Genomic DNA, 25,313 nt, shown 5'->3' with positions numbered 1-25,313 from the left:
AGTCTAGCTAAGGGGGATGATGTATAGGATAACTCAGGGTATAATCACCGATGGTAGTAGTTGTGATACTAGGCATCTTTTGACCTGAGATGTTTGGGGGGTATGTTGTATTACAAAAGAATCGAATACAATAGATCGTGCCATCTAAGCGGGTTGGTTTAGGCATGGAGGTTGGTCTTTCAAGTAATGCTTGATGAAATATAATCAAAAGTGACTGAAATACAAACATATAGATAGTCTCTTGACAGGACTATTGCATAGAAACCATGATACAAAAATCTCTCCAAGGGTTTAGTCATGCCACGATTATCACTACCACTACTGTCGTATCCAGATGTAAGATTGAGGTATCTTTCACGTTTAGCAGGATGATGGGTTTATCATTTGCCACTAGTGGATTCTCATGTCAGGCAAGGACATGGGAGAGAGGAAACAAACTAAAAAGGGAGTCCACATAATGTGGACTCCCTTTTTAGTTTGTTCTAGTTAATGAAGGAGGGGAGATGATTATGGATTCACAATCACTCGCTTCGTTACTATACTGTTATTGGTTGTTAGCATCACTAAGTAGATGCCCGACGCATAGTCTTCTACATTGACCACCAAGCCCTGTGCGCTGATGTTTTCTTGAAGGAAATATTGTGCGCCAGATACGTTTGTGATGCGTACAGATAGCTCACTGCCACTATAGTTAGACAAATCAATGTTTAACTGATGACTGGTAGGGTTAGGATACAGCATGATCTCCGTTAGCTGTAGTTCGTTGCTAGGAGTACTTGTAATCACCTCATCTACTTCATCCACATCAGTGACAGTGATGGTCACGTTTTGGTTTACGGTATTCACTCCATCACTCGCAATCACGTTGATGACATAGTCATTGTCCTCATCCGTATCTGCAGGGCTCTCAAAGTCAGGAGCAGCCTTGAAGGTTACAACTCCCGTGCTACCCACTATATCGAATAGTGCTTCGTCATTGCCAGAACCGAGGCTAAAGGTAACCGTGTTTGCATCAGTGACAGTCACGGTGTAGGCTGTACCTGTTTCATTCTCTGCAAAGTTGACAGCAGTAGCCGAAGTGAAGACAGGGTAGGTATCATCCACATCAGTGACAGTGATGGTCACGTTTTGGTTTGAGGTATTCACTCCATCACTTGCAATCACATTGATTACATAATCATTGTTTTCATCCGTATCCGCAGGGCTCTCAAAGTCAGGAGCAGCCTTGAAGGTTACAACTCCCGTGCTACCTACTATATCGAATAGTGCTTCGTCATTGCCAGAACCGAGGCTATAGGTAATCGTGTTTGCATCAGTGACAGTCACGGTGTAGGCTGTACCTGTTTCATTCTCTATGAAACTGGCTGTAGTTGCAGAGGTGAATACAGGATCGGTATCATCCACATCAGTGACAGTGATGGTCACGTTTTGGTTTGCGGTATTCACTCCATCACTTGCAATCACATTGATGAGATAAGCATTGTCCTCATCTGTATCCGCAGGGCTCTCAAAGTCAGGAGCAGCCTTGAAGGTTACAACTCCCGTGCTACCTACTATATCGAAGAGTGCTTCGTCATTGCCAGAACCAAGGCTATAGGTAACTGTGTTTGCATCAGTAGCAGTCACGGTGTAAGCTGTACCTGTTTCGTTCTCTATGAAACTGGCTGTAGTTGCAGAGGTGAATACAGGATTGGTATCATCCACATCAGTGACAGTGATGGTCACGTTTTGGTTTGCTGTGTTCGTACCATCACTCGCAATTACATTGATGAGATAAGCATTGTCCTCATCTGTATCCGCAGGGCTCTCAAAGTCAGGAGCAGCCTTGAAGGTTACAACTCCCGTGCTACCTACTATGTCGAATAATGCTTCGTCATTGCCAGAACCGAGGCTATAGGTAATCGTGTTCGCATCAGTGGCAGTCACGGTGTAGGCTGTACCTGTTTCGTTCTCTATGAAACTGGCTGTAGTTGCAGAGGTGAATACAGGATCGGTATCATCCACATCAGTGACAGTGATGGTCACGTTCTGGTTTACGATATTCACTCCATCACTAGCAATTACATTGATGACATAGTCATTATCCTCATCCGTATCCGCAGGGTTCTCAAAGTCAGGAGCAGTCTTGAAAGTGACTACCCCTGAAGTTGAAATTATATTAAATATGGATTCGTCATTGCCAGAACCGAGGCTATAGGTAATCGTGTTTGCATCAGTGGCAGTCACGGTGTAAGCTGTACCTGTTTCATTCTCTGCAAAGTTGACAGCAGTAGTTGAACTGAATACAGGATCGGTATCATCCACATCAGTGACAGTGATGGTCACGTTCTGGTTTGCGGTATTCACTCCATCACTCGCAATCACGTTGATGAGATAAGCATTGTCCTCATCCGCATCCGCAGGGTTCTCAAAGTCAGGAGCAGCCTTGAAGGTTACAACTCCCGTGCTACCTACTATATCGAAGAGTGCTTCGTCATTGCTAGAACCGAGGCTATAGGTAACGGTGTTTGCATCAGTGGCAGTCACGGTGTAGGCTGTACCTGTTTCATTCTCTGCAAAGTTGACAGCAGTAGCTGAAGTGAATACAGGATCGGTATCATCCACATCAGTGACAGTGATGGTTACGTTTTGGTTTGCGGCATTCACTCCATCACTCGCAATCACGTTGATGAGATAAGCATTGTCCTCATCTGCATCCGCAGGGCTCTCAAAGTCAGGAGCAGCCTTGAAGGTTACAACTCCCGTGCTACCTACTATATCGAATAGTGCTTCGTCATTGCCAGAACCGAGACTATAGGTAATCGTGTTTGCATCAGTAGCAGTCACGGTGTAGGCTGTACCTGTTTCGTTCTCTATGAAACTGGCTGTAGTTGTAGAGGTGAAGACAGGGTCGATGTTGTCGAGGTATTCATAAGCTCCCATATCAATGATATCTGTACTAGGTATGCCATCATAGAGACGTGCGTTTCCTGCTATGTCCACATCATTGGCTAAGTCCCCACCAGCGTCGGTGTATAAGGTATTGCTTCCTGAGTTTACGGCTATACTGGTGCTTTTAAGACTATAGTCCCCGTTGGCAGGATCAGTAAAGATGTCCGTATCAGTCAAGTCAGTAGCATCTAGGTTACCATTAGAGGTATCGCTAGTTCCTTTGATTAGGCTGTTCTGAGCTGTGTAATCTCCAGTGACCACATCCCAAATGATGCAGTTGTTTAGCGTTAGAGAGGAGTTTTGAGATACACAACTGGGTACTTCCTCACTGCTAACAGAAGCCTCATTGCCTACAATAGAAACATTGGTAAGCGTAGGTTCAGATTCATCTACATTGTACATTCCGCTACCATTTTCACTCGCATTGTTGCTTTGAATGGAGACATTCAAAAGCGTAGGAGAAGAACTCTCTTGGTTTGTTATTCCCCCGCCATCTTTGGCTTGGTTGTTTTTTAGAATAACCAATTGAAGAGCTGGTGAAGACATGTAACTAAACATCCCTCCACCAGATTCTGTACAGCTGTTGTTGTGTAGTGTTACATGTTTATAAGTGGGTGAAGAGACCGAGTTGTAGACTCCTGCACCAGAGCATTTGAATATCTGCTTACCATTGACATAAATGTCAGAGTAATCATTGGCATATCCATCCGTGATGCTAAACCCATCTAGGCTAGCGGTACCTACATCTCCGGCACTCACGAGTACGTTGTAGGTGTTGTCGGTAGCATCATCTGCAGTCCCAATATCACCACTCAATATCGTCCCTACTGCTTCGTCAGAGGAGGGGAGGATACGTGTGTCAGTTAAGTCTTCAATTCCGTTTGCTGGATCAAAACCGCCATACAACTGGACATTTTTGACCATAGAGAAGCTATTGTTACGCCCTTGGTCGGTACCGAAGTTGTCTCCATCCTCAGGGCTATACAGGGGCTTGTAAGTCCCTGTGGCTACATATATTTTCAATGGGGTAGTAGCCCAAGCATCATCGTAGTTGTCTTTGGCCCATACGAGAGCATCGGCCAATTCAGGAACGGCATTGATCCACGAACTGCCTCTTTCATCACCACCACTTGCATTTTTGTTGACGTACAGAATATTGCCCGTACCGATAGTCCTACCTTTAGCGACTTTTAGTACAAAAGACTGTGTGGCTGTTCCTCCCTTACCGTCACTAGCAGTAAGTGTTACATTGTGATCTCCTATTTGATCTGTTGCATCTCCTGCAAGTACTGTTTTGTTACTAATCTGTCTAATTTTCTTATTCATCAAATCAGACACATACAAATGGCCATTCTGACCTACAGCTACTGTAACTGGGGTATTGAAACTTGCATTAACTCCATTCTCATCCGTACTGCCCGGGTTTCCTGAGCCTGCCAAGGTCGTTACATCACCATCGGTGCTGATCTTGCGTATTTTATGGTTTTTGGTGTCAGCCACATATAGATTGCCCGAACCGTCTACAGCAATTCCTACTGGCTCATTGAAGCTTGCACTGGTTCCATTGTCATCTGTATTGCCTGCAGTTCCTGATCCTGCTAGTGTTGTCACGTCTCCATCAGGAGTTATCTTACGCACCGCATGACCATAAATACTTGTAACATATAGGTTGCCAGCAGCGTCTATGGTCAATCCACGGGGGCTTATAAAACTAGCATTCAGTCCATTGCCATCAACACTTTCATTGACTCCAGAGCCTGCGAAGGTCGTTACCTCTCCGCCGGGGGTGATCTTACGTATTTTTAGCCCACCATCATCAGCTACATAAACATTGCCTGTAGCATCTACAGCTAATGCAGCTGGATAATTGAAACTAGCACTCACTCCACTACCGTCAATACTCGCCACATTTCCTGATCCTGCTAATGTAGTTACGTCTCCACTAGGGCTTATTTTTCTGATTTTGAAATTATAAGTGTCTGCTACATATATGTTACCTATGGCATCTATGGCTAGCCCCTTTGGAAGATTAAACGTAGCGTTTACACCATTGCCATCGGTATCTCCAGCAACTGCTGAGCCTGCTAGTGTGGTGACATCACCGCTGGGGCTTATTTTTCTTATTGTATTGGCATCAGTGACGTAAATATTCCCTGATGCATCTATCGCCATTCCAGAAGGGTTATTAAAACTGGCGCTAGTGCCGTGACCATCTTCGCTTCCTGTACTACCTGAGCCTGCCAAGGTGGTTACCTCAGCATCAATATTGGTTAATGTTAACCAGCTGGGTTTAGTTGTCGCAGTTACTGTTACCCTATCACGGTCAGAGTCGGAAGTAAAGGCAGTGTATGAATATGCTACATTGTCATTTGTTTCAATAACAGGTGTAGAGGTGAATACTGGTGATTGGTTTTGGGCATAGGATACTGAGACCATCGACAGGATGGCGAGCATCAAGAGAAAACGACGTAGGTTATCAAAGAACTTAATTTTACACAGGGTGGAGTGTTTGTACATTGTGACCATTGAAATTTGCTGTTTGTTTAACTGTGCAGCAAGCTATCGCAATGGCTAGGTCAACGACAAAAAAGGAGGGGGTGGTTTTTCCCACCCGTTCGGGTAATTGTCTTATTATGAGAGGGTTAAATTTGAGTCGTTGTTGAGGGTTCATCAGCGGGATGCATGAGTTTGTTTCCAGCTTCTTTGCGGTTGTTTACATTCAGTTTTTCGAAGATGTGCCTGATGTGGTACTTGACTGTATTCTGACTGATGAAGTGTTTGTCCGCGATTTCTTTGTTGGTGCACCCGTCTGCTATATCCTGGAGAACTTCTACCTCTTTGAGCGTGAACCGGTAGCGCTTGATGAGTTCTAAGGTTTGCGCTTCCTTCTCATTGGGCTTGTCATGTAGCTTGTTGAGCTGATTGGTATAGTCCACGATCGTTTGTCTCATCTCTTGGTTTTTCAAGGCTATCTTTTTGGATTGAAACATAATGGCGTAGGTGAAAATCGCCATTTCGAATACAGACCCGACCTTGTACCACATAAATGATATATTCATAAAGTCTAAGCCGAAGTAGGGACTCAGATAGTATCCATGCGCTACAAAGAGCGGTATGCCATACGCCACGGAAAACCAGCCAGACTCTATGGTTTTCGTTTTCCTCCAAAGCAAAAAGCCTGATAGCCAGAATGTGTCTAATGCCAACAGAATAGCCAAGTCGGTGGAGACATAGAGGGAGAAAGCCCCATGTGTCAGGAGTACGCCAATATTGAGCAACTGTGACAGGACGACAAAAGCAATGCCGATTCGATACAATCGGGGATAGTGTCGGTTGATACTGAGGTAGCTCTCAATACAAAAGACACAAGTGATCGCCAAAATACTGTTGAGGGTGGGTTCAATGTATTCATTGAGACCAATAGAACCAAACAGAAGCGCAAAAATGCCGTCTTTGTACACAGAATTGATGGACATACCGATGGGCATGAATAGGTATTGAATATACCCCTTGTTTCCGAAGATAATGAAGGAGATGAGATTGATAAAGACCACACAAATGACCACTCCGTAATAGACCCCCATGCTTAGGAATTCATATTGTTCGGATCTATGATAGCGCATTGATGGCTCTATTTGTAGCGGGATTCTGGCTTCCAATCGACAGTTGACCCTCAGGTAGTAAGTGGTTGCGCTAGGAGAAGGGGCGATCGAGAAGCTCCTATAGCGTGTGTCAGCTAAGGGCAGAATCTCGTCTTTCCCCTGATAGAGTGATGCTCTAGTGATATGAGATTCGGGAATGGTGACTATATGAGATTCCGTTGATGCGGGAATTTCTATCCTAAACCAGTAAATGCCATTGGCAGTTCCTTCATAGACAGGCTCTGTATAATCTATCCACTGGTCTTCATGTAGTTGTTTGATCTCATGCAGAGAAGCGTCCTTCTTGAGGTACTGTATCGTATGCGGGTTTGCAAATAATTGGGTAGACAGGAGGATTAAAAACAGCACTAAATGCGATGATTTTAATGGCATTATTTGTAGGGTTAATTATGTCTCGCAAGTATAGTTTCTAAGTAGTAGGAATGAAACACCAAGACTCAAAAATGTCATGGAAAAGAGAGGTTGTTATTGTGAAATAGTAAGAGGTTCTGGTTGGTTCGATGCGAAGGGTATTTGTACTTACCGTTAGAGGATTCCTTTGACCAGTAAAAGTAATGACGCGATAGTCCTGTCTCATTACTAATATCTCATAGTCTTGGTTCTTTTTGATTAGTTTAGTGACATTACTTTAAATTCTACCAGCCTTATGAATATAAAGCGTGCCAACCACTTAAAGACATTACTGATACTTATTATATCATGGTCAGGTTATACTGCGGTTCAAGCCCAATCCATCGATCAAGCGTACTTCGATCTATGGAAGCAAGTCTACCAAGCCGAGCTCAAAGGGCTACCCAGTAGCGCTGCAGTGTGGGTGGATTCTATATACACGCTCTCGGTAGCAGCCAATAACCCCGCTCAGCAAGTCAAAGCTACACTCTACCAGTGTAAGTTCATGCTACTCCTTGATGAGCAGGGGCAGGATGAGCTTTTTATGAAAATGAAACAAGCGATACAAGAGACAGAGGGAGTCCAACAGGCTCTCTTGCATAGCTATATGGCTGAATACTATAACGAATACTTGCGCAACAATCGTTGGTCTATGAGCGATCGCGTAGAGACTGATGTCCTGTCCGAAGATTACCATATATGGACGATCGCTAGGATGCATCAGGTGATCCAGGAGCATCATCGTGCAGCGCTATCGCATAGGGCTAGGCTACAAGAGACACCCATGTCGACCCTGTCGATGTTCGTAGACGAAGAGGAGAACGCAGAGGTACTACGTCCTAGTGCGTATGATTTCATCGCTCAGCGTGCCATCGCGTGTTATTTGCAGGATGACTACTATTTGCCCTCGGCTTGGCGCAAACTGACATCCATCAGTGGTCGGGTGTTTGACCAATCCATCGCCAACAGTGCACCAGAGGATCACCAGACTATGCCCTACAAGGCGCTGCAACTCATGGAGGAGCTTGGTGCTTATCACTTACAGCGAGATCAAATTGGAGCGTATTTGGATGTTGCGCTGCAGCGCTTGACTGTTTTATATGATCAGACTAAGGAAGAGAATAACCGTACCGAAGAGTTTCTAGAAAAGCTCCAGTCTCTACGCCAGCAGTACCAAGACAGTGAGTTCGTGACACTGATTGATTATAGACTGGCCAAGTGGTATTTTGATCAAGGCACAAACTACCACACCAAAGGGCAGTATCCTGAGGCATTTCGAACAGCAAGAACCATCTGTCAGCAAGCTGTTCAGGACTATCCTGAGTCCATTGGTGCCCGACAGTGCGGGCCATTGCTCAACAAAATTGATGCCTTGTCTCTTTCGGTTCAAACAGAAGAATATCTCCCCATTGATCGTAAATCTAAGGTAGCGGTTAGCTATACCAATATTGACTCGCTGCGCCTACGAATCTATGCTGTAGACCAAGATTTTCCATTTGAGATCAGTGGTATGAGCACCCAACTCGTGTGGGATAAGTTAGTGAATAGAAAAGTGCTTCATGAAGAGTCCTTCGCACTGATCAATGATCTAGACTTCAAAGAGCATAGTACAGAGCTCCCACTACCCCAATTAAAAGGAGGATACTATCTGCTCTGGGTAGAAACCCAAGGAGATACCTTACGAAAATCTATGGCCTACGGGCACGTGCAGGTCACTGATCTGTCTCTCGTTCGACTCAATGATAACCGGTTTCAAGTGGTCAACAGGCTGACAGGAGCTCCCGCATCAGGAGCTACAGTTGAGGTTACACCCCAAGCGACCTCAGAGAGCAAGAGTATGCGTTTGTCTACAGATGACCAAGGGATATTCGTGGCTAAGTCCTTTGGTAAGGACTATCAGTTCCACTTTGAGGTGAGCTATCAAGCAGATACTGCACATTTTGATCAGGTCTATATCTCAGAACAGTACCAGACGACCAATGATGGAGAACAGGAGTTGATCGTACGACCAGTTCTCATGACTGACCGTAGCATCTACCGCCCAGGACAGACGATCTACTTCAAGGGGGTATTGATGAAGCAGAAAGGAGAGAAGAAGGAACTGGTCCAAAACGAATGGGTAGACGTCTACCTAGAGGACATCAACTATGAAGAGGTGGGGGAGTACCTCACCCTCAAAACCAATGAATATGGTTCTTTCTCCGGAGAGATTGTTTTGCCCAAAGGCTGTAGTCTAGGAGAATACACCCTCTATGTAGAGGACGGTATAGATGCAGACAGCAAGCTCTACGATGAACAAATGGATGATTTCGAATACATCGAGTATACAATCTCGGTAGAGGAGTACAAGCGTCCACGATTCAAGGTGAGCCTAGATCAACTTGATAGTAGCTGTGTCATCGGAGACAGCATCACAGTGGATGGGGTAGCTACGGCATTTGCGGGCAGTCCTATTTCAGACGCACGGGTAGACTACCGAGTCTCACGGCAATTGAAATATCTGGGATGGTGGGGGCATTCTTACGATTATCAGAGTACTGGTTCATCAGAAGTAGTCGCTACTGGATCGTCTCAAACGGATGCAAAGGGGCAGTTTTCCCTCTCTTTCTTGGCGCAAATGGACGAGGATAGAGATAAGTTGCCTATCGCCAGTTATCAGATCAATGTAGACGTGATAGACATCAACGGAGAAACCCGCAGTGCAACACGCACCGTACAATGTGGCTATCACCAGCATCTGATCAGTATCCTGAGCAATGCACGCTACGATCGCTCCAATGACCAAAACTACCTGCGTATGCATGTCACCGATCTCAACGAACAAGCCAAAGAAGCCATGGTATCGCTGCGTGTGTATAAAGAGCAATTGCCGAATCAGGTGTTGCGTCCTGCACCATGGGCCATCCCGGATCGTCCCATCATGGATAGCCTTACATTTGTGAAATGGTATCCTTATGATTTGTATAGCACTTTTGATAGGAGTCAAAAAGGGGAACTGATGTATAGCACGACACTACAGACTGCACAATCAGATACCGTTAAATTCGGAGACATGAGTACATGGGAGACGGGCAGTTACCTGATCGAGGCAGAGGTCAAAGAAGCCTCTGGACTCCTCGTTAGAGACATTCAGAGAATGACGGTTTTCGATGAAGCGTCCCACCAAGTATCGGATTATCAGCTATTCACCATCGATCTAGACCAAAAAAACTATGAGGCAGGGGAGGAAGTGTCTGTGACCCTAGGTACAGCCGCAGAGGACATGACGGTGAGTCTTCACCTCAAGGTGGGGAACCAAGTCCAAGAGCCCATCCTCGTACCGCTGCATGACGAGATCAAGACCGTCAAAATTAGGCTACCCAAGTCGCTCGAAGGTTCGGTGGACTTGTACTATACTTATGCCTTCCACAACAGTTTTGAGTCTGGCAATGTTGCGATACCTATCCAGACCAAAACCCCTACTAAGTTAGATATCCGTACTGAGTCTTTTCGTGATCGTCTAGTACCGGGAGCAGAGGAGACTTGGAGCTTTTCGATCAGTGGAGTGAATGGTAAAAAGGCCAACGCAGAATTGCTGGCAAGTATGTATGACGTCTCATTAGACGAGTTTCAGCCTCATACTTGGCGCTTTTTTAGTGAGAGTCAGCCCTACAGGTACCATGGCTACTTCTACATACATAGTCCAGGGTTCAATACCAACTACTTGCGCAGCAACAACCTAGTCCGTCAGGTCTATGTGCCATACTACCAAAGGTATCAGGAACTCAAGACCTTTGGCCTAAGCCTCCGAAACCCACAAAATGCCCAAAAGCGCTATCTCGAATCCATCAAAGCCTATGAACAAACTGCAACGAACGATCTCAAGGTGCAGTACGATTCAACCTTAGAGAAGGGGATCATACATGGCTTGGTGACTGGAGAGTCAAACGAAGCGATACCGGGCGCAACGATCGTGATCGTAGGTACCAACAAAGGCACGGTCACCGACATGGAGGGGGTGTTTGAGCTAGCGGTCAAAAAAGGACAAACGATCCAAGTGTCTTTCATAGGCTACCTCCATCAGCAAGTAGAAATAGGAGAGTTTAACCGAATGGAAGTCAGCCTTGTACCCGATGTGTCTCGACTGGAAGAGGTTGTGGTTGTTGGCTATAGTTCTGTAGCAAAGCAATCCCTGACTGGATCGGTAGCTGGTGTAGAGGTCACAGAAGAAATAGTAATCGAAGATATCGTGTTTTCGGAGGCACCAGAAGAGGAAATAGACGGAGCTACTGATCTCATGTTTGACCTAACGAAGGTCAAAATACGAGGAGCATCGAGCCTATCAGGTAGTGCCAATCCTCTCTACATAGTCGATGGCGTGATGGTGGATCAGATGCAACTCTCACCTCAGGATATTCTATCCATGGACGTACTCCAGGGAGATGCAGCGACGAGCCTCTACGGGGCACGTGCCGCGAATGGGATCATACTCATCACCACGCAATCGGGTCAAGACAAGTTGGCCGAGGAGATGGCCCAAGTCAAGGTTAGAACCAATTTGAAAGAAACCGCTTTCTTTTATCCTCATATCACAGCCAATCGCAAGGGCGAGTATAAAGTAGTATTTACCTCACCCGAATCCTTGACGCAGTGGAAGCTGCAGCTCTTGGCACACGACAAGAAACTGCGCCATGGTTTACGCACCTTGCGTGCCATCACCCAAAAGGACCTGATGGTTATCCCAAACCCACCCCGATTTTTGCGAACTGGTGATGAGATTACCCTTCAAAGTAAGATCGTCAATCGAACCACCCAACCTATGGAAGGTAAGGCTAGTCTTCTCCTGATCGATCCCGTCAGTGGTAGTGCTGTAGATCAGCCCTTTGGCAACACTGTCCGGACACAACCCTTTGTGATGGGCCCCAATGAGAGCACCGTGGTGTCTTGGACGATCCAAGTGCCCAAAGATGTGGATGTCGTACAATACAAGATCGTCGCGAAGACGGATGAGTTTTCGGATGGAGAGAGTGACGTGCTGCCTGTTTTGTCCAATCGCCAATTGATTACGGAGACTTTGCCCGTATGGGTCAATGGTCATGAATCACGTAGTTTTGAGCTGACTACACTCAAGAATACAACGTCTACTACACTACAGCATCATCAGCTGTCTTTTGAATTGACCGAAGACCCGGTGTGGTTTGCAATCCAGTCCTTACCTTATTTGATGGAGTTTCCTCATGAGTGCGCCGAGCAGACTTTTGCACGCTACTATGCCAACGAGCTGGGAGCACACATCCTACAGACGAACTCCAGTATTAAAGCGGTTTTTGATGAATGGAAAGCGACAGGGGAAAGTATCAGTAGTCTTTATCAAAACAATGAACTGAAGTCTATCTTGATCGAAGAGAGTCCTTGGCTGTCTGATGCTCAATCCGAAGATGAAAAACACCAACGTATGGCTAGCCTATTCGATGGAATCAAAATGGAAGAAGCGTCTACCCAAGCCCTAGACAGACTCTTTGACATGCAAGAGCACAATGGCGGGTTTCCGTGGTTCGGCGGGGGCCAGACCAACCGCACGATCACACAGCATATCGTTGCGGGGTTTGGGCACTTGGCTGCTATCGGTATCCCTATGCGCAAGGAATGGAACACCTCTCTATCTGCAGCAATAGGCTATATAGAGGATCAGCTACGTCGAGATTATCAACTGTTGCAAAAACAAGCGGGTGATCGTTCGGATTCAGTGGCTCACATGCGCTCCACAGGGGTTGGCTTTCAGCAGATTCAGGCCATGTATGCCCGGAGCTTCTACGATAGCATCAATATGGAACCCAATGCAGATAAGGCTTACCACTATTACCTAGGTCAAGCCGCTGAGCAGTGGCTTGACTATTCCCTCTACCAAAAAGCGATGCTGGCACTAGTGCTATACCGTGACGGTCAGCAGGTCAAGGCTCTGGAGATGGTTGAGTCTATCGCAGAGTTCAGTACCTCTAGTGAGGAGTTTGGCGTGTATTGGAAAGAAAATGTAGACGGGTGGAACTGGTATCAATCGCCTATAGAAACGCAAGCACTCCTCATTGAGCTCTTTGAGACTTTGATGCCTGAGGATGAACGACTGATTGGAATGAGACTGTGGCTGCTCCGTCACAAGCAGACGCAGAGTTGGCCCACTACCAAGGCAACTACAGATGCGATCTATGCCTTGCTACTCAATCAATCCACGATACGCCCCGAAGGCTCTCAAGTGACTGTGTCCATCGGAGGTAAAGTACTAGACAGGAGAGAGGGAATCACTGAACAAGCAGCAGGGCATTATGAGGTCAAGTGGAGTCCTGATGAGATGGATCAAAGTATGGCACAAATAGAATTGAACAATGCAGACTCTACCACGGCTTGGGGAGCGATGTATTGGCAATACTTCGAGGACATAGATGCGGTCCAATCCTCTACCGAGTCTTGGACGATAGATAAGCAGGTACTCTTGAACCAGCAGACACTCAAAGGAACAAGGCTCGTGGCACTGAGCGATTCGGTACAGCTCCATGTAGGTGATCTGCTCACGGTACGATTGGTCGTCAAGACAGATCGCGATGCGGAGTTTGTACACCTCAAGGATCAGAGAGCTTCTGGTTTAGAGCCTGTCGATGTATTGTCAGGCTACCAGTGGCAAGAAGGAATTTCCTATTACCAAATGACTCGTGATACGGGGACACACTTTTTCTTTGATATGCTTAATAAGGGAACCTATGTACTTAGCTATGAGTTGAGAGTTAATCATGCAGGAGTCTATAATGGAGGGATAGCCACGATCCAAAGCATGTACGCTCCGGTGTACGGTGGACACAGTGATAGTCAAAAAATTGAGATTCAAGATTAGGTCAGTTGTTTGTAAGTTGATAGCTAGATATTAAAATTAATTTCAGACCGAGTACAATTCAATCAATTCTTAGTAGACTTGTAATAGTCGATACATGAAAATTTTATTCAGTTATATTCTTCTAGTACTTCTCTGTATACAGGTTCATGCTCAAGTATCCATCGAAAGTATGCTATGCAAAGTCACAAAACCTTTGACTTCAAATCAAAGAATTGAACTGGCCTCACAATTCTCAGCTTGGCAAGCTACCAAAGCTACTTCGTTGAATGCTCCCGCCGAGGTAAAAACCATTCCTTTGGTATTTCATGTAATTAGTCCATCAGTACCGTCAGTGGCTGAAGTTGAAGAAGCAATTGTTCAACTTAACGATGCATATTCCAACAAGGGGCAATTCGAAACCAATGGTGGTGCGGATATGGAAATCATTTTTGATTTAGCAAGAACTGCTCCTGATGGTGGAGCTACCACGGGTATAAACCATATCCCGACGGATTATACTAATATGGATATGGATTTAGAGGATACAGACTTAGTTAATCATTCACACTGGGATCAATCGAAATATTTGAATATTTGGCTAGTCAATAGTATAGAAGGAGAGGCCTTGGCGGACTATACTGGTAGATCTTGGTGGACGCGATCTGGAGTAGGTGGGTATGCCAATGGTGCAGGTGTGGTGGTTACCTCCCTGACTACTAGTTTAGTGGCTCACGAGATAGGTCATTATTTAGGTCTTTTTCATACTTGGGAAGGTAGGAACTGCAAGAATGATGACTGTTTGTTGGATGGGGATATGGTGTGCGACACGCCCCCTGATAAGAGTACTGGGGGCTGTAATGATAACTCATGTCACACCGATACTTTGTCCAATTACAGTAACAATACATTTTTTATTGACACACTCGATATGAGTACCAATTTTATGGATTATTCTTCTTGTCCATTGGATTTCTCTTTGGGTCAGAAAGAGCGCATGCATTTTACCCTTGATAGCAGTTATCCAACTTTATCCGTGACGGGTAGGACGACATCTGTACTACAGTCGCCATGTACAGATGTGAGGCATATTAATTTTTACATGGATCGGCAGTACCCCATCCCTAATGAAGAGGTACTGTTCCAAAGTAATACCATGGGGAACACTACGAACTATCGATGGTTTGTCACACCATCAGATTTTATATGGAAGGAGACAGATCCTAGAGTAGGCTTGGTCTCTACGCTAGCGGATCTTAGATATACATTTCCAAATGAAGGGGACTTCAAAGTAACTGTACAAGCTTGGGATGCCAGTGATAGCACATGCCTTGCTTCTTTTTCTAGATATGTAAGGGTAGGGTGTGGAGTAGATGCAAGGTTTTATCCAGACATACGAGTCATAGCTTCTAAGCAACCCCATGCGCTAATGACAGACTCTGTACGATTCACCAATCGTTCTTACAACGCTACTTCCTACAAATGGACTATCAGTCATCAAAACTTCGATAGTACTAACCCTAGCCTGCCAGACACTACTTCAGATCTGAAGGATCTTCATTTCTATTTTGAAGAACCCGGAGAATATGAAATCTCGTTGACGGCTATCAACGGTGCCTGTGAAGATCAGAGCAATGTCTTTAACCTGAAAGTATTCGATCCCACCATGGAGGGATCACCTTATATAGAGGAAGTTTTATGTAGTAGTGCTGACACGTTGTTGGTTCTTTTTTCTTTGTCCAATAACGGGTATGACACGATTAATGTAGGGACTCCTGTGGCTTTTTATGATCGTGACCCTCGGTATGTAGCTACCGCTAACCTAATGGGGACATATACTTTGCCAGGGTTTATTTATGGAGGGGAGAGCAACCTTTATTCGGCAGTCCTAGCTGGTGATATTACAGCCATCGATGAGTTATTTGTTTCTTTCAATGATACTGGTACAGTAGATCTACCAATACAGTACCCGCCTGATGATCGCAATCAACTCAGTACACAGACCATTTTTCCTCCTTCAGGTTATTCGGAATTGACCTATTCAAATAATGTAAATAGCTACAAGATAGATGTGTCTGGTTTTACACAAGAAAGGGACACTATAGTATGTGATGGACAAGTAATTGGTTTTGATTTTGAAGATATGTTTGACCCGTCATTTTGTAGTGACACTGTTTTTTGGGTATCAGAGCATAAAGGCTACTTGTCTAGTGATCTACAGTTGAACTATCTAGCCAACGAAGATGACTTGATCAATGTCGTGTATCGATCTGTGTCCGGTATGGAGATTTTAGGCATTATCAATGTACGATTGGGTAGGCCATCTTTTGATCTTTCTGACACGGTCTATCGTGTGAGGAGAGGGGAAGGTGTGACGCTCAAAATCGAAGGAGATTCTAGCTATCAATATAACTGGACACCTGAAGAAGGCTTGTCTGATCCGTATGGGATGTCTCCCTTTGCCAGTCCAGAACAAAATACTCGATATACAGTGGAGGCGGTTGATCAATATGGCTGCATTACCTTGGCTAAACAGGTACAGGTATGGGTAGAAACTACTGCCCATCTTCCAAACCTATTTACACCCAATGGAGACCATTCCAATGATCATTTGTTGATCTATGGTCTTGAATCGATTATCGATGTATCCTTTAAAATATGGACTAAAAATGGAGTGGTTGTTTTTGCTTCTAATGATTTAGTTACTTTGACAAAGTATGGATGGGATGGTAAATACAGGGGTAAGCCTCTTCCATCTGGGGTGTTCTTTTGGGGGGTAAGCGGTACGTATGAAGACGGGAACCCCATCTATTTAAATGGTGTAGAATCAGGAGTTATTCACTTGGCCAGATGATACAATTCAAAACTTTACTCATTCTTTTTTTAACTTTAATAGTATTTCATGCGATGGGGCAGTTGGATAACTTCTCCCTATACCAGTTTGCCCCTTTTAGAGTAAATCCCGCCTATATTGCCTCTGATAACAATGTACAAGTCAGTCTACTGCATCGCAACCAGCAGAGTATGCCAGATGTGGAGATCAATAGCTCGTACCTGAGTGTTAAATACCCGTTTCCACGACGAAAAGTTCGCTGGTCTTCCATTGCTTTAGAGGTATCAGATCACAACGAAGGTTTGGAAGGTATCTTCAAGACCAATTCGGTAAGTGTGGGCTATGGACTCAATATTCCCTTGAGCAGGTATTCTTTCATGAGTACGGGTGTCTCCATGGATTATTTCCATAGAGGAATCCAAACTGGAAAACTAACTACAGGGAGCCAATATGTTGATGATTTTGGTTTTGACCCGTCTTTGAGTTTGGGTGAGTACGAGTCGCTGTTTAATACCAATTACCTAACGGTCAACTGGGGCATACACTGGCAGTCTAATGACAAAAGAAGAGGACTAAAAGATCAAGCTGGAGTGGCTTTCTACAATATTACTCGTGCATCAGAGACGTCTAGCTCGCTAGATAATTCTAAGCTACCTGTTTTGATCGTGTTTGAGGGAACTAAGCGCATCTATCAAAATCGGCAAGTGGGGTTTTTCCTTGACATGATGCTCCGGCACGCCAGTCCCCAAACACTATGGAGCGTAGGAGGTACTGGCGTTTATAACTTGGAGCGGATGAGGCGTGATTTGCGTGGACACACCTTGGCAACCTCTTTGAAGTATATCTATCGCAGAGGATTGATGGTGGGTGTCACATGGGACAGCCCTAGTTTTGCTGTCGGAGCAAGTTACGAACTGCCTCTTAGTTCTGGGGTTGGATACAACAGTGTGTTTGAACTGGGAATATCCTTGAAGAAACCTCTTCGGTATAAATCTAAAAGAGGAAACAAAGCAAAGCCACCGAGATATCGTCCTCCACTGCCTAAACCCTCTAGTACAGAATACGACACACTTATCAATGATACTACCAAATCTGAAGATGTGGCTATTGACTCTAGTAGTATGAATACGCCGTACATGCCTGAAGTGGACACCTCAGAGCTGGTGATACTACATCCAGAATTTGAGTTTGGGAGTACTGAACCTATTTTGAGTCCAGAGGTGAGAGACTTTTTGGTACAAGTGGTGGTGGAACTCAATAGCAATCCTATGTTGAATCTGGAGATTATAGGACATACAGATGATACAGGATCGAACCCCTTCAATCATAGGCTCTCAGTGAAACGAGCCAGATCTATTTATGAACTCCTAGAAAAACTGGGAGCCGACCCTTGGCAGATGGCATATAAGGGAAAGGGAGAGACACAACCCTTAGTGGAGAATACCGACGATGAGTCAAGAGCACAAAATAGACGTGTAGAGATTAAGTTTTCAATGGAAGAGTAATTGGCTGTTGACTTATGGTTTTTTTGTTTAAAGTCTAGTGTCTATTGGCTCCCATAGTCTTGGTTCTTTTTGATTAGTTTAGTATTCATATTACATTAACCTTGGTGCTATGATTACGCTTACTGGTTACTCCAAGACGCTACTGATTTTCCTTGTTTTATGACTAGCGAGTATATCGAGATCTGGAAATAATAAAGGCGACCCCAGAGGAGTCGCCTTTGCATGTGCGGTAGCACACGCGCCTTAGTTCACCTTCACTACTTTTCTCACTGCTCGTTCTTGCCCTTGGCTAATTTCCACCAGATAGGTGCCATTCTCCAGATCTCCGATATTCAGTTTTTGATGGCTCAGGGTCACTTGTTTTACGAGTTTTCCGTCCAAGGAGAACATTTTCACCGCACTGTGCTCTGCTCCCGTGATCACCAATTCGTGGACCGCTGGATTGGGGTAGATGCGTATAGCCGTGTCAAAAGTGGTTACGTCTGTTATGACTTGTACCTCAAACGTTATGCTTTCAGATGCCGCGTTGTGATTGATGTCTCCTGCCTGTGTCACAGTGAGTGTCACGGTACCATGGGTGCCATGGAGGCTAATGGTCGTCCCAGTGATGGTCGCAGGGCCAGAGATGTCATAGGTGAGCGTCAAGCCAGAGGTCATAGATGCCACCACGTCAAAGTCTACATCCGTTGGCGCCTTGTCATCAATCTGATCTATACTGATAACCTGGTCTACCTTGTTGATTGTCAAGGTACCATCCTGTAGCGAAATGTCGTAATTATCTGAAGCACCACCTGAAAGCGTGATAGGGTAAGTTCCCGCATCACTGGTGTTGTTTGTTGTTGTGGTAATGGTTGGTTCAGATAATAAATCATTTCCGCTTTCGCCATTTACTAACCCCGCGTAAGTAAATGTTAATATAAGTGATGGACAGGTCATCTGCTGTGACGCTCAATGGAGCTTTGCTTACCACAAAACTCTGCTGGGCTACAGCTGCGAGGAAGTCTGTATCGCCGGCTTGAGTCGCTTCGACTACTACCGTGCCAGTGCCTGTAATCGATAGTGTACTTCCATTCAGTACGGCAGGGCCTGATATCACATGGAAGTCCACCGATAATCCAGAGGATGCCGTGGCAGTCATGCTTTGATCAAGTGCCCCGTAGGTCAAATCAGGAATGTCAGTAACACACAATGGTCTGAGCTTGCTTTTCTACTACATCGAAACGAATCGCGTCTGACACCGCATGGTAGTTGCTATTCCCTGTTTGGCTTACCGTCACTTCTACAGTGCCTAACCATCTATAGTAACTACATTTCCCGATAGGGTGGCAGGACCTGTCACGGCATAGTCCAAGGCTAATCCACTATCGACCGATGCAACGATGTTGAAATTTGAATCCCCAAACACTTTGTCCGCTATACCAGTAAAGGTTACGTTCTGTTGCTCTTTTTCAGAAATAGTGACGGTTGCAGTACTCGTATTGTTATTGCTATTGGCGTCTGTTACAGTCAAGATTACGGTGTTTTGCCCAGATCATTGATATCAAAAGTGGTTACATCCAGACTAAGTATTAGGTTAGATACAGCTGTGCAATTATCACTGGATCCATTGTCAATATCCGCAGGAGTAATAGATGCATTTCCACTTCCATCTAACACGATTGTAATATTTTGTGTATTAACTGTTGGTTCTGTTATATCTACTACCGTCACATCGGCTGTTTCTGTGGTGGTGTTTCCACTGAGATCAGTAACTGAAAGGGCTACTTGACTGGTCGTGCCGATGTCCGTACAATCGAAGGATGTCACATCAAGGCTCATGACTAGATCATTAACTGTAGTGCAATCGTCCGTTGACTCAATATCTATTTTTATGTCCTTAAAATGTAGATCTAAATTTAAGTAGTTATGCAATTCTGATTTTGCATTGGTTGGACCCAATAAGAGTACATGATCGTAGTTCAAAATCTGCTCGGAGATTTCCTTGTAATAGGCTTGATGCATTTGTTGTCGTTTGTTGTGCATGCCCTTTTCACTTCTAGTCAATGCTTCTTCTTTTGTATCAAAATTGAATTGAGATGCGATAGAGTGATCGTTTTTCTTGGTATCTATATCTATCAAGTCAGCAGAGGAATGATCCATCCATATGCCTAAGTTCTTTTGTGTGTTCATGTGTGTTCAGTTTTTAATACTTGGCCTTTTCATATCACTGGCTTAGTGATTTTGTAGACGCCCTAAAATGGTTTCTAAAGATGATTTGAGTTTGTCGATCGCACCATTTACAGCCAATTCGATCGTGTTGGCCTGACAAGTGACGGCTATCGGTTGCCTGCCTTCGATTCTGGCTTCCAGTTTACATTGCATGTCATGCAAGCCTTCTTTTTTACCATTTTCATCTGAGAGATGCACTTCAATTCTTGTAATATGAGATTGAAATCTTTTTAGTGCTTCGGCTATAATGGACGTAAAGTGATTTTCATTTCTCTCATCTCCATTGATAGTTTTATCGGTATTGAATTGAATTTTCATATCTTCTATATTCGTTTAATTAGTCTTTTCTTACCTTATATTTTCCTGATGATCACCAACTATGATCTAGGAATCTCTACTGTTCCCTGATGCGTTTTGGCATACTTGTCTACAAGATCCACCAAAGAGTCATAGTAACTTTCAAGGTTTTTAACTATCACTGCTTCGTTTTTAGCATCGTTTAGAGGCATTTCAATGATGTATTTAGATAGCTCAGGAAATTCACGGTGAATCTTGGTTATGATGATCATTATATCCTCTTTCGGCTCTATTTGGGTTTTCATATATCTAATTTGTTTCATTTGAATATTTGATGACTTCATAGAATTTCTTTGCAATATCGACATTCACTCATAGCAGCTTCTTCTCTGTATTCACGAATTCTCACTCTTCCAATTTCTTCTTCGTACTGATCCCAAATGGTAGGTAGAGTGGACAGATTTGAAAGAAACTTGTGGCGATTAGAATGCCTATGACTAGTAATAATATCAAAGCCAACGTACCTGTGATCACATTGATCAGGTACAATACAGCGATACTGACAGCCATCAGTAATCTGATATTTCGGTCTGCTCTTCCCATGTTCTTTTTCATTTCAGTGTTAGTTATTTCTTGGTGGAATATTTACTTGTTCTTGGGTTAGTTTTTTGGTAAAGAAGAACCCATCATAACAAGTGATATATACCACTGTTGTATGTTCTTCTATAGTTTTCATTGGCATCTACTCAGAATTTTTCAATCAAATTTTATTCGTGGTTGACGCATTTAGTTCCATTCAGAACTAGAAGACAAAGATCCCCATACTAGAGGTCGGATGTGTTATACAATAAGGAAGAGGATTTGCATATATCCCACTTATTGAGAACTAATTGATCCATTTCGACTGTGAGTGTTAAGATTCTTTTCATGATATGGTTCAATTTTTAACAATCCATTTCTTGGCTTGGGACAGTTCGGAATCTCTAAAAAGCTTGATGTCCGCTTTGACCAAATGGCTAAAAAACATCACGAAGGAATTGACCATTTCGTGATCCGAAACCAAGGCGATTCGTTCCCACTCTGTTAGATGTTTCATTCCTAACTTAGCATCGTCCCACAGCGCACTCAATTCAAATCCTGTAAAGTCACTCTTCAGGTGGTACAACATCCTGATTCTGTGGTGCGATTTTAGTTTTTCTTCCAGAGCAGGAATCAAAATCTTTTCGTAATCTTCTCCCGTAATTTTTTTCAGCCGCTAAAACTCCCAGTACATTGTCTGGAAGGTCTCTCATTAATCTGATCATCGTGGTAATTTTTAGAGTTAGTGTGAAGTTTAATGCTATTATCAATCGTACTTTTCAAGCGTCAATCTGGCCAGCAAATAGCTGATTGTCGATTCTGCTCCTTGGTTGAGATTGACATGATACTCCTCCAACCCATCATAACACCCACTGGTACATGGATTATATATGATTTGGTGGAGATGGTTTTCGCCCAAAAACCAATTGAATGCTGTCCTCATCTGAGTCAGGTAGTTGACATCATGGTACTCATCATAAAAGGTCTCTAATGCCAATACAGTGTAGGCAATTTCGATCGGTTGCTCTCCAAATTTCTTTTTAACCTGGCCCTCGTAATGTCTGCCAATGTTGGAAATCACAGAGAACTGACCATCTACCTGAGTAGTTGACAAAAGAAAGTCAAGAGACTCTTTGGCTGTCTCTTTGTATAGATCACTATTGGTGCATTTGGCAGCCAGTAGCATGGCCTCTGGCAATACGGCATTGGCATAGGTCAAGTAGGGTTCGTACCATTTCCAGTTTTCATTAGATACGCCACGGTATTTTGAAATGAGATTGTCTGCCAGTTTGGTGATGAGCTCCAGTGTTTCTGGATCCTTCTTCAATTGGTAATGGTAATAAAGCCCTTTGATACAGAAGGCAATGGCTCTTGGAGAGTGCAGCTTATTGATCAGAGGGAGTGATTTTTGGAAGGCTTCCTCTACTTTGGCTTGTAAATGTAGACTGATGATGTGTCTTAAAGAAAGAAACTCTCCTAAGGCCCAAATCGCCCTGCCATTGGCATCTTCTAGATTTTCGCCTTTGTTTTGATCAGAAAACTCTTGTTCGATAGTTACATAATTCAAAAAGGTGCCATCGTGTCGCTGACAAAAAAGAATAAACTCTAAATAGGTGTTGATCAAATGCAAATCATCAAAGTTGCCTGTCAATCCAAAGTTCTTGGTCAACGCAATCAAAGCTCTGGCATTGTCATCAATGGTGTATCCTGTAGTAATATCTGGCTCAGCGACTTTTGAGAATTGAAGCATCCCAAATTCAGTGGTCATTCTTTTGACATGCTCTGTGGAGATCAACGGGTATCTGTAATTGGGTTCGAATTTATCTGCTTGCAATACTGATTTGGCCAGTTCCATGTGAGAAATAGCGGAGTTCTGCCAAGCAGTTGGACTGATCTTGTGCAAGGCATTCATGCGCATATCGGCCATCATGTTTGGATTGGACAGCATCAGAATGGCTGCTTCGGCCAATTGTTTTGAATTCTGAAAATCAAAGTTAATCCCAGCTCCATCCAAGAGCTCCAAGGCATGTGGAATAGGAGTGGAGATAACCGGACAGCCGGCTGACATGGCATATGCCAAAGTCCCGCTTACCGCTTGTTCTGGATCCTTAGAAGTGAATAGATAGATGTCTGTACGTTCGAGGTATTCTAGTAGGATGGGGAGAGAAAGGTATTTGTTGACAAACAGGACATGCTTTTCTATTTTCAGTTCCTGAACTTTCTCTTGTAGAAATTCTCGGTACTTTTCACCTTCATATTCCAGTACCTCTGGATGGGTTTTGCCGATGATCAGATAAAGTACGCTGGGGAAATGGTCAATGACTTGTGGCAATGCTTCTATTGCCGTTTCGATGCATTTCCCCTCACTTATGAGTCCAAAAGTGGCCAAAATGGTGTTTTCAGGGAAGGGCACATCTTCTCGTTTGACTTGTTTGTGTGGGTGGATCAGATGTGTGCCATGAGGGATTACATTGATTTTGTCTCCAGATATTTGATAGGCTGATTTTAGGATCTCCGCAGAGAGCTTGGTCATCACGATGACTTGACTTGATAGCTCGGTAATCTGTTGTACTACTGCTTTTCTCTCAGGGGAGGGATAGGCCAAAATGGTATGAAATGTCGTGATGACCGGTGCATTGAGCCTTTCTAATAGATCCACGAGATGCTCTCCTAACTCACCACCATACAGCCCAAATTCATGTTGCAGATATATGATCTTGATGTTTTTGTCAAGATTAATGGTTTCTGCCAATCGGATGTAATCTTCTTTAATCCATGTTTTTAATACATGATTTACCTTGTTGGGGTAGTCCAAATAGACATCTTTGTTTTGCAGTGCACAAACCCTCACCTTAAATCCGCCTGAGAATTTATCCTCTAAGGCATGTATTAAATCTTGGCTATAGGTGGCTATCCCACATTTCCTAGGCGGGAATGAAGAGATAACAAGTATTTCATTATGGCTCATATCTGATGATTGAGTAACTCGGTGATCAATTCGGTCAAGCTGACTGATGCGACGGCTATTCGTGTGTCTGCCGCACCATAGTAGATGTACAATTTGTCATCAAAGAGGGCTGTACCCGTAGGGAAAACCACACTATTTACTTCTCCTTTTAATTCCCACGATACATCAGGTTGAAACAAAGGGTAGGGAAGTCTAGCCAACTCAATGGTTGGGTCATTCAAATCCAACAAAGAAGTACAGGCACAATAGACATATCCCTCAACTGAATCACGTACTCCATGATAGATGACCAACCAACCTGCCTCTGTCTCGATAGGTGGGCAACCTCCGCCTACATAACTGATCTCATGTTCGTATTTGGGAGTTATCAGAATATGTTGGTCAAACTGCATGAGATAATCTTGCCAGTAAGCTTTGGTCAAACCACCGATGTTTTCGACCGATGCTATCTGAATATCTGGTTTGATACGATGGAAGAAAAAGAATCTTCCATTGATCTTCCTAGGGAAGAAAACCACGTTTTTATCCGATAGCAGGATCTTTTTTCTATTTCTACTATCCACATTGTTTTGGAGGTGTAGGCGCTTGTATTTTTCGTTGAGATGCAGGTTGCATTCGGCCATGCGATGAAAATCCTCATAGGTGAACTGTGGCACTATGATGCCTTGTCTATCAAAATTGACCAGATCAGCAGAAGTCGCAAGGCAACCCATGGCATTGACCCCATCATAGGCTGTAAAGCTCATGTAATAGAGATCATCTATTTTGACAATTCTTGGGTCTTCGATGCCTTGCGATTCATATTCTAGATGTGGTGCTAATAAGGGCGTCTCATTGCGCTGCAATACCTCAAGAGGCCCATTAAGCTTACAATAGCCTATCGTAGAATGGTTGCCCTTACGCACAGCACGATAAAAAACATGGACCGTATCGCCTTCCTGAATGACCGCAGGATTTAAGACGCCTTCGTTTTCAAATTCAAAGTCCGTTTTGTCAAGGAGAACACCTTCTTTCTTTAATGTAAACATGAAAATATGATCTATGTGTGTAGAATAAACTCTTGTTACAGGACTACTGAGGATCCCGTTTTTTTGATGAAATC

The 25,313-nt window shown here is 44.0% G+C and carries 15 protein-coding genes; 3 read left to right on the top strand and 12 right to left on the bottom strand.

Features of this window, described 5'->3' with window-relative positions; translation table 11 throughout:
- Nucleotides 1-507: 507 nt before the first annotated feature.
- Together BUB99_RS01490 and BUB99_RS01485 are read right to left on the bottom strand one after the other, a co-directional pair.
- Nucleotides 508-5,448, bottom strand: coding sequence for an NHL domain-containing protein (locus BUB99_RS01490; RefSeq protein ID WP_170863711.1), 4,941 nt, complete (start codon nucleotides 5,446-5,448; stop codon nucleotides 508-510).
- A 125-nt stretch (nucleotides 5,449-5,573) separates the two neighbouring features.
- Nucleotides 5,574-6,965, bottom strand: coding sequence for a LuxR C-terminal-related transcriptional regulator (locus BUB99_RS01485; RefSeq protein WP_073118782.1), 1,392 nt, complete (start codon nucleotides 6,963-6,965; stop codon nucleotides 5,574-5,576).
- 274 nt (nucleotides 6,966-7,239) lie between these two features.
- Here BUB99_RS01485 and BUB99_RS01480 point away from each other — a divergent pair, with 274 nt between their 5' ends.
- The 3 genes from BUB99_RS01480 (at nucleotide 7,240) to BUB99_RS01470 (ending at nucleotide 18,159) form a co-directional block, all read left to right on the top strand.
- On the top strand, nucleotides 7,240-13,845 hold the full coding sequence (locus BUB99_RS01480; RefSeq protein ID WP_073118780.1) for an alpha-2-macroglobulin family protein: 6,606 nt from the start codon (nucleotides 7,240-7,242) through the stop codon (nucleotides 13,843-13,845).
- A gap of 193 nt (nucleotides 13,846-14,038) precedes the next feature.
- Entirely contained in the window at nucleotides 14,039-16,675 is a 2,637-nt protein-coding gene (locus BUB99_RS01475) for a M43 family zinc metalloprotease (protein ID WP_170863710.1), read from the top strand.
- The gene (locus tag BUB99_RS01470; RefSeq protein WP_073118776.1) at nucleotides 16,672-18,159 is read left to right on the top strand and encodes a PorP/SprF family type IX secretion system membrane protein; all 1,488 of its coding nucleotides are present in this window, start codon (nucleotides 16,672-16,674) and stop codon (nucleotides 18,157-18,159) included. Before BUB99_RS01475 ends, BUB99_RS01470 begins: the two co-directional genes overlap by 4 nt.
- Before the next feature lie 243 nt (nucleotides 18,160-18,402).
- On the opposite strand, the gene BUB99_RS01465 is transcribed toward BUB99_RS01470, so the two are convergent.
- The 10 genes from BUB99_RS01465 to BUB99_RS01420 all read right to left on the bottom strand — a co-directional run bounded on the left by BUB99_RS01465 (nucleotide 18,403) and on the right by BUB99_RS01420 (nucleotide 25,239).
- A complete protein-coding gene (locus tag BUB99_RS01465) occupies nucleotides 18,403-19,095 on the bottom strand; it encodes an MBG domain-containing protein (RefSeq protein ID WP_084190283.1) in 693 nt (230 codons plus the stop codon).
- The gene (locus tag BUB99_RS20185; RefSeq protein ID WP_139280851.1) at nucleotides 19,028-19,348 is read right to left on the bottom strand and encodes a hypothetical protein; all 321 of its coding nucleotides are present in this window, start codon (nucleotides 19,346-19,348) and stop codon (nucleotides 19,028-19,030) included. The genes BUB99_RS01465 and BUB99_RS20185 overlap by 68 nt, the downstream gene beginning before the upstream one ends.
- A 99-nt stretch (nucleotides 19,349-19,447) precedes the next feature.
- Nucleotides 19,448-19,669 carry a hypothetical protein gene (locus BUB99_RS01455; protein ID WP_073118770.1) on the bottom strand — a complete coding sequence of 74 codons (222 nt, stop codon included), beginning with the start codon at nucleotides 19,667-19,669 and terminating at the stop codon, nucleotides 19,448-19,450.
- 2 nt (nucleotides 19,670-19,671) lie between these two features.
- Entirely contained in the window at nucleotides 19,672-20,328 is a 657-nt protein-coding gene (locus tag BUB99_RS20525; RefSeq protein ID WP_221407476.1) for a hypothetical protein, read from the bottom strand.
- A 42-nt stretch (nucleotides 20,329-20,370) separates the two neighbouring features.
- The gene (locus BUB99_RS01445) at nucleotides 20,371-20,685 is read right to left on the bottom strand and encodes an HPF/RaiA family ribosome-associated protein (protein ID WP_073118768.1); all 315 of its coding nucleotides are present in this window, start codon (nucleotides 20,683-20,685) and stop codon (nucleotides 20,371-20,373) included.
- Between the two features lie 59 nt (nucleotides 20,686-20,744).
- Complete coding sequence (locus BUB99_RS01440; protein ID WP_139280850.1) at nucleotides 20,745-20,969, bottom strand: hypothetical protein; 225 nt, start codon at nucleotides 20,967-20,969, stop codon at nucleotides 20,745-20,747.
- Between the two features lie 100 nt (nucleotides 20,970-21,069).
- Nucleotides 21,070-21,279: a YgaP family membrane protein gene (locus BUB99_RS01435; RefSeq protein ID WP_073118764.1), complete on the bottom strand. Its 210-nt coding sequence runs from the start codon at nucleotides 21,277-21,279 to the stop codon at nucleotides 21,070-21,072.
- Nucleotides 21,280-21,601: 322 nt separating this feature from the next.
- A complete protein-coding gene (locus BUB99_RS01430) occupies nucleotides 21,602-21,907 on the bottom strand; it encodes a SpoIIAA family protein (RefSeq protein WP_262501881.1) in 306 nt (101 codons plus the stop codon).
- Nucleotides 21,908-22,009: 102 nt separating this feature from the next.
- A complete protein-coding gene (locus BUB99_RS01425) occupies nucleotides 22,010-24,211 on the bottom strand; it encodes a glycosyltransferase (RefSeq protein WP_073118762.1) in 2,202 nt (733 codons plus the stop codon).
- Nucleotides 24,208-25,239, bottom strand: a complete 1,032-nt coding sequence (locus BUB99_RS01420) for a glycoside hydrolase family 130 protein (protein ID WP_073120511.1) — start codon at nucleotides 25,237-25,239, stop codon at nucleotides 24,208-24,210. Before BUB99_RS01420 ends, BUB99_RS01425 begins: the two co-directional genes overlap by 4 nt.
- Between the last annotated feature and the right edge of the window lie 74 nt (nucleotides 25,240-25,313).

The sequence above is a fragment of the Reichenbachiella agariperforans genome, from assembly GCF_900142205.1.
GTDB classification, from domain to species: domain Bacteria; phylum Bacteroidota; class Bacteroidia; order Cytophagales; family Cyclobacteriaceae; genus Reichenbachiella; species Reichenbachiella agariperforans.
The sequence above is the reverse complement of the archived record's forward strand: the minus strand, read 5'-3'. Positions and strand labels throughout refer to the sequence as shown.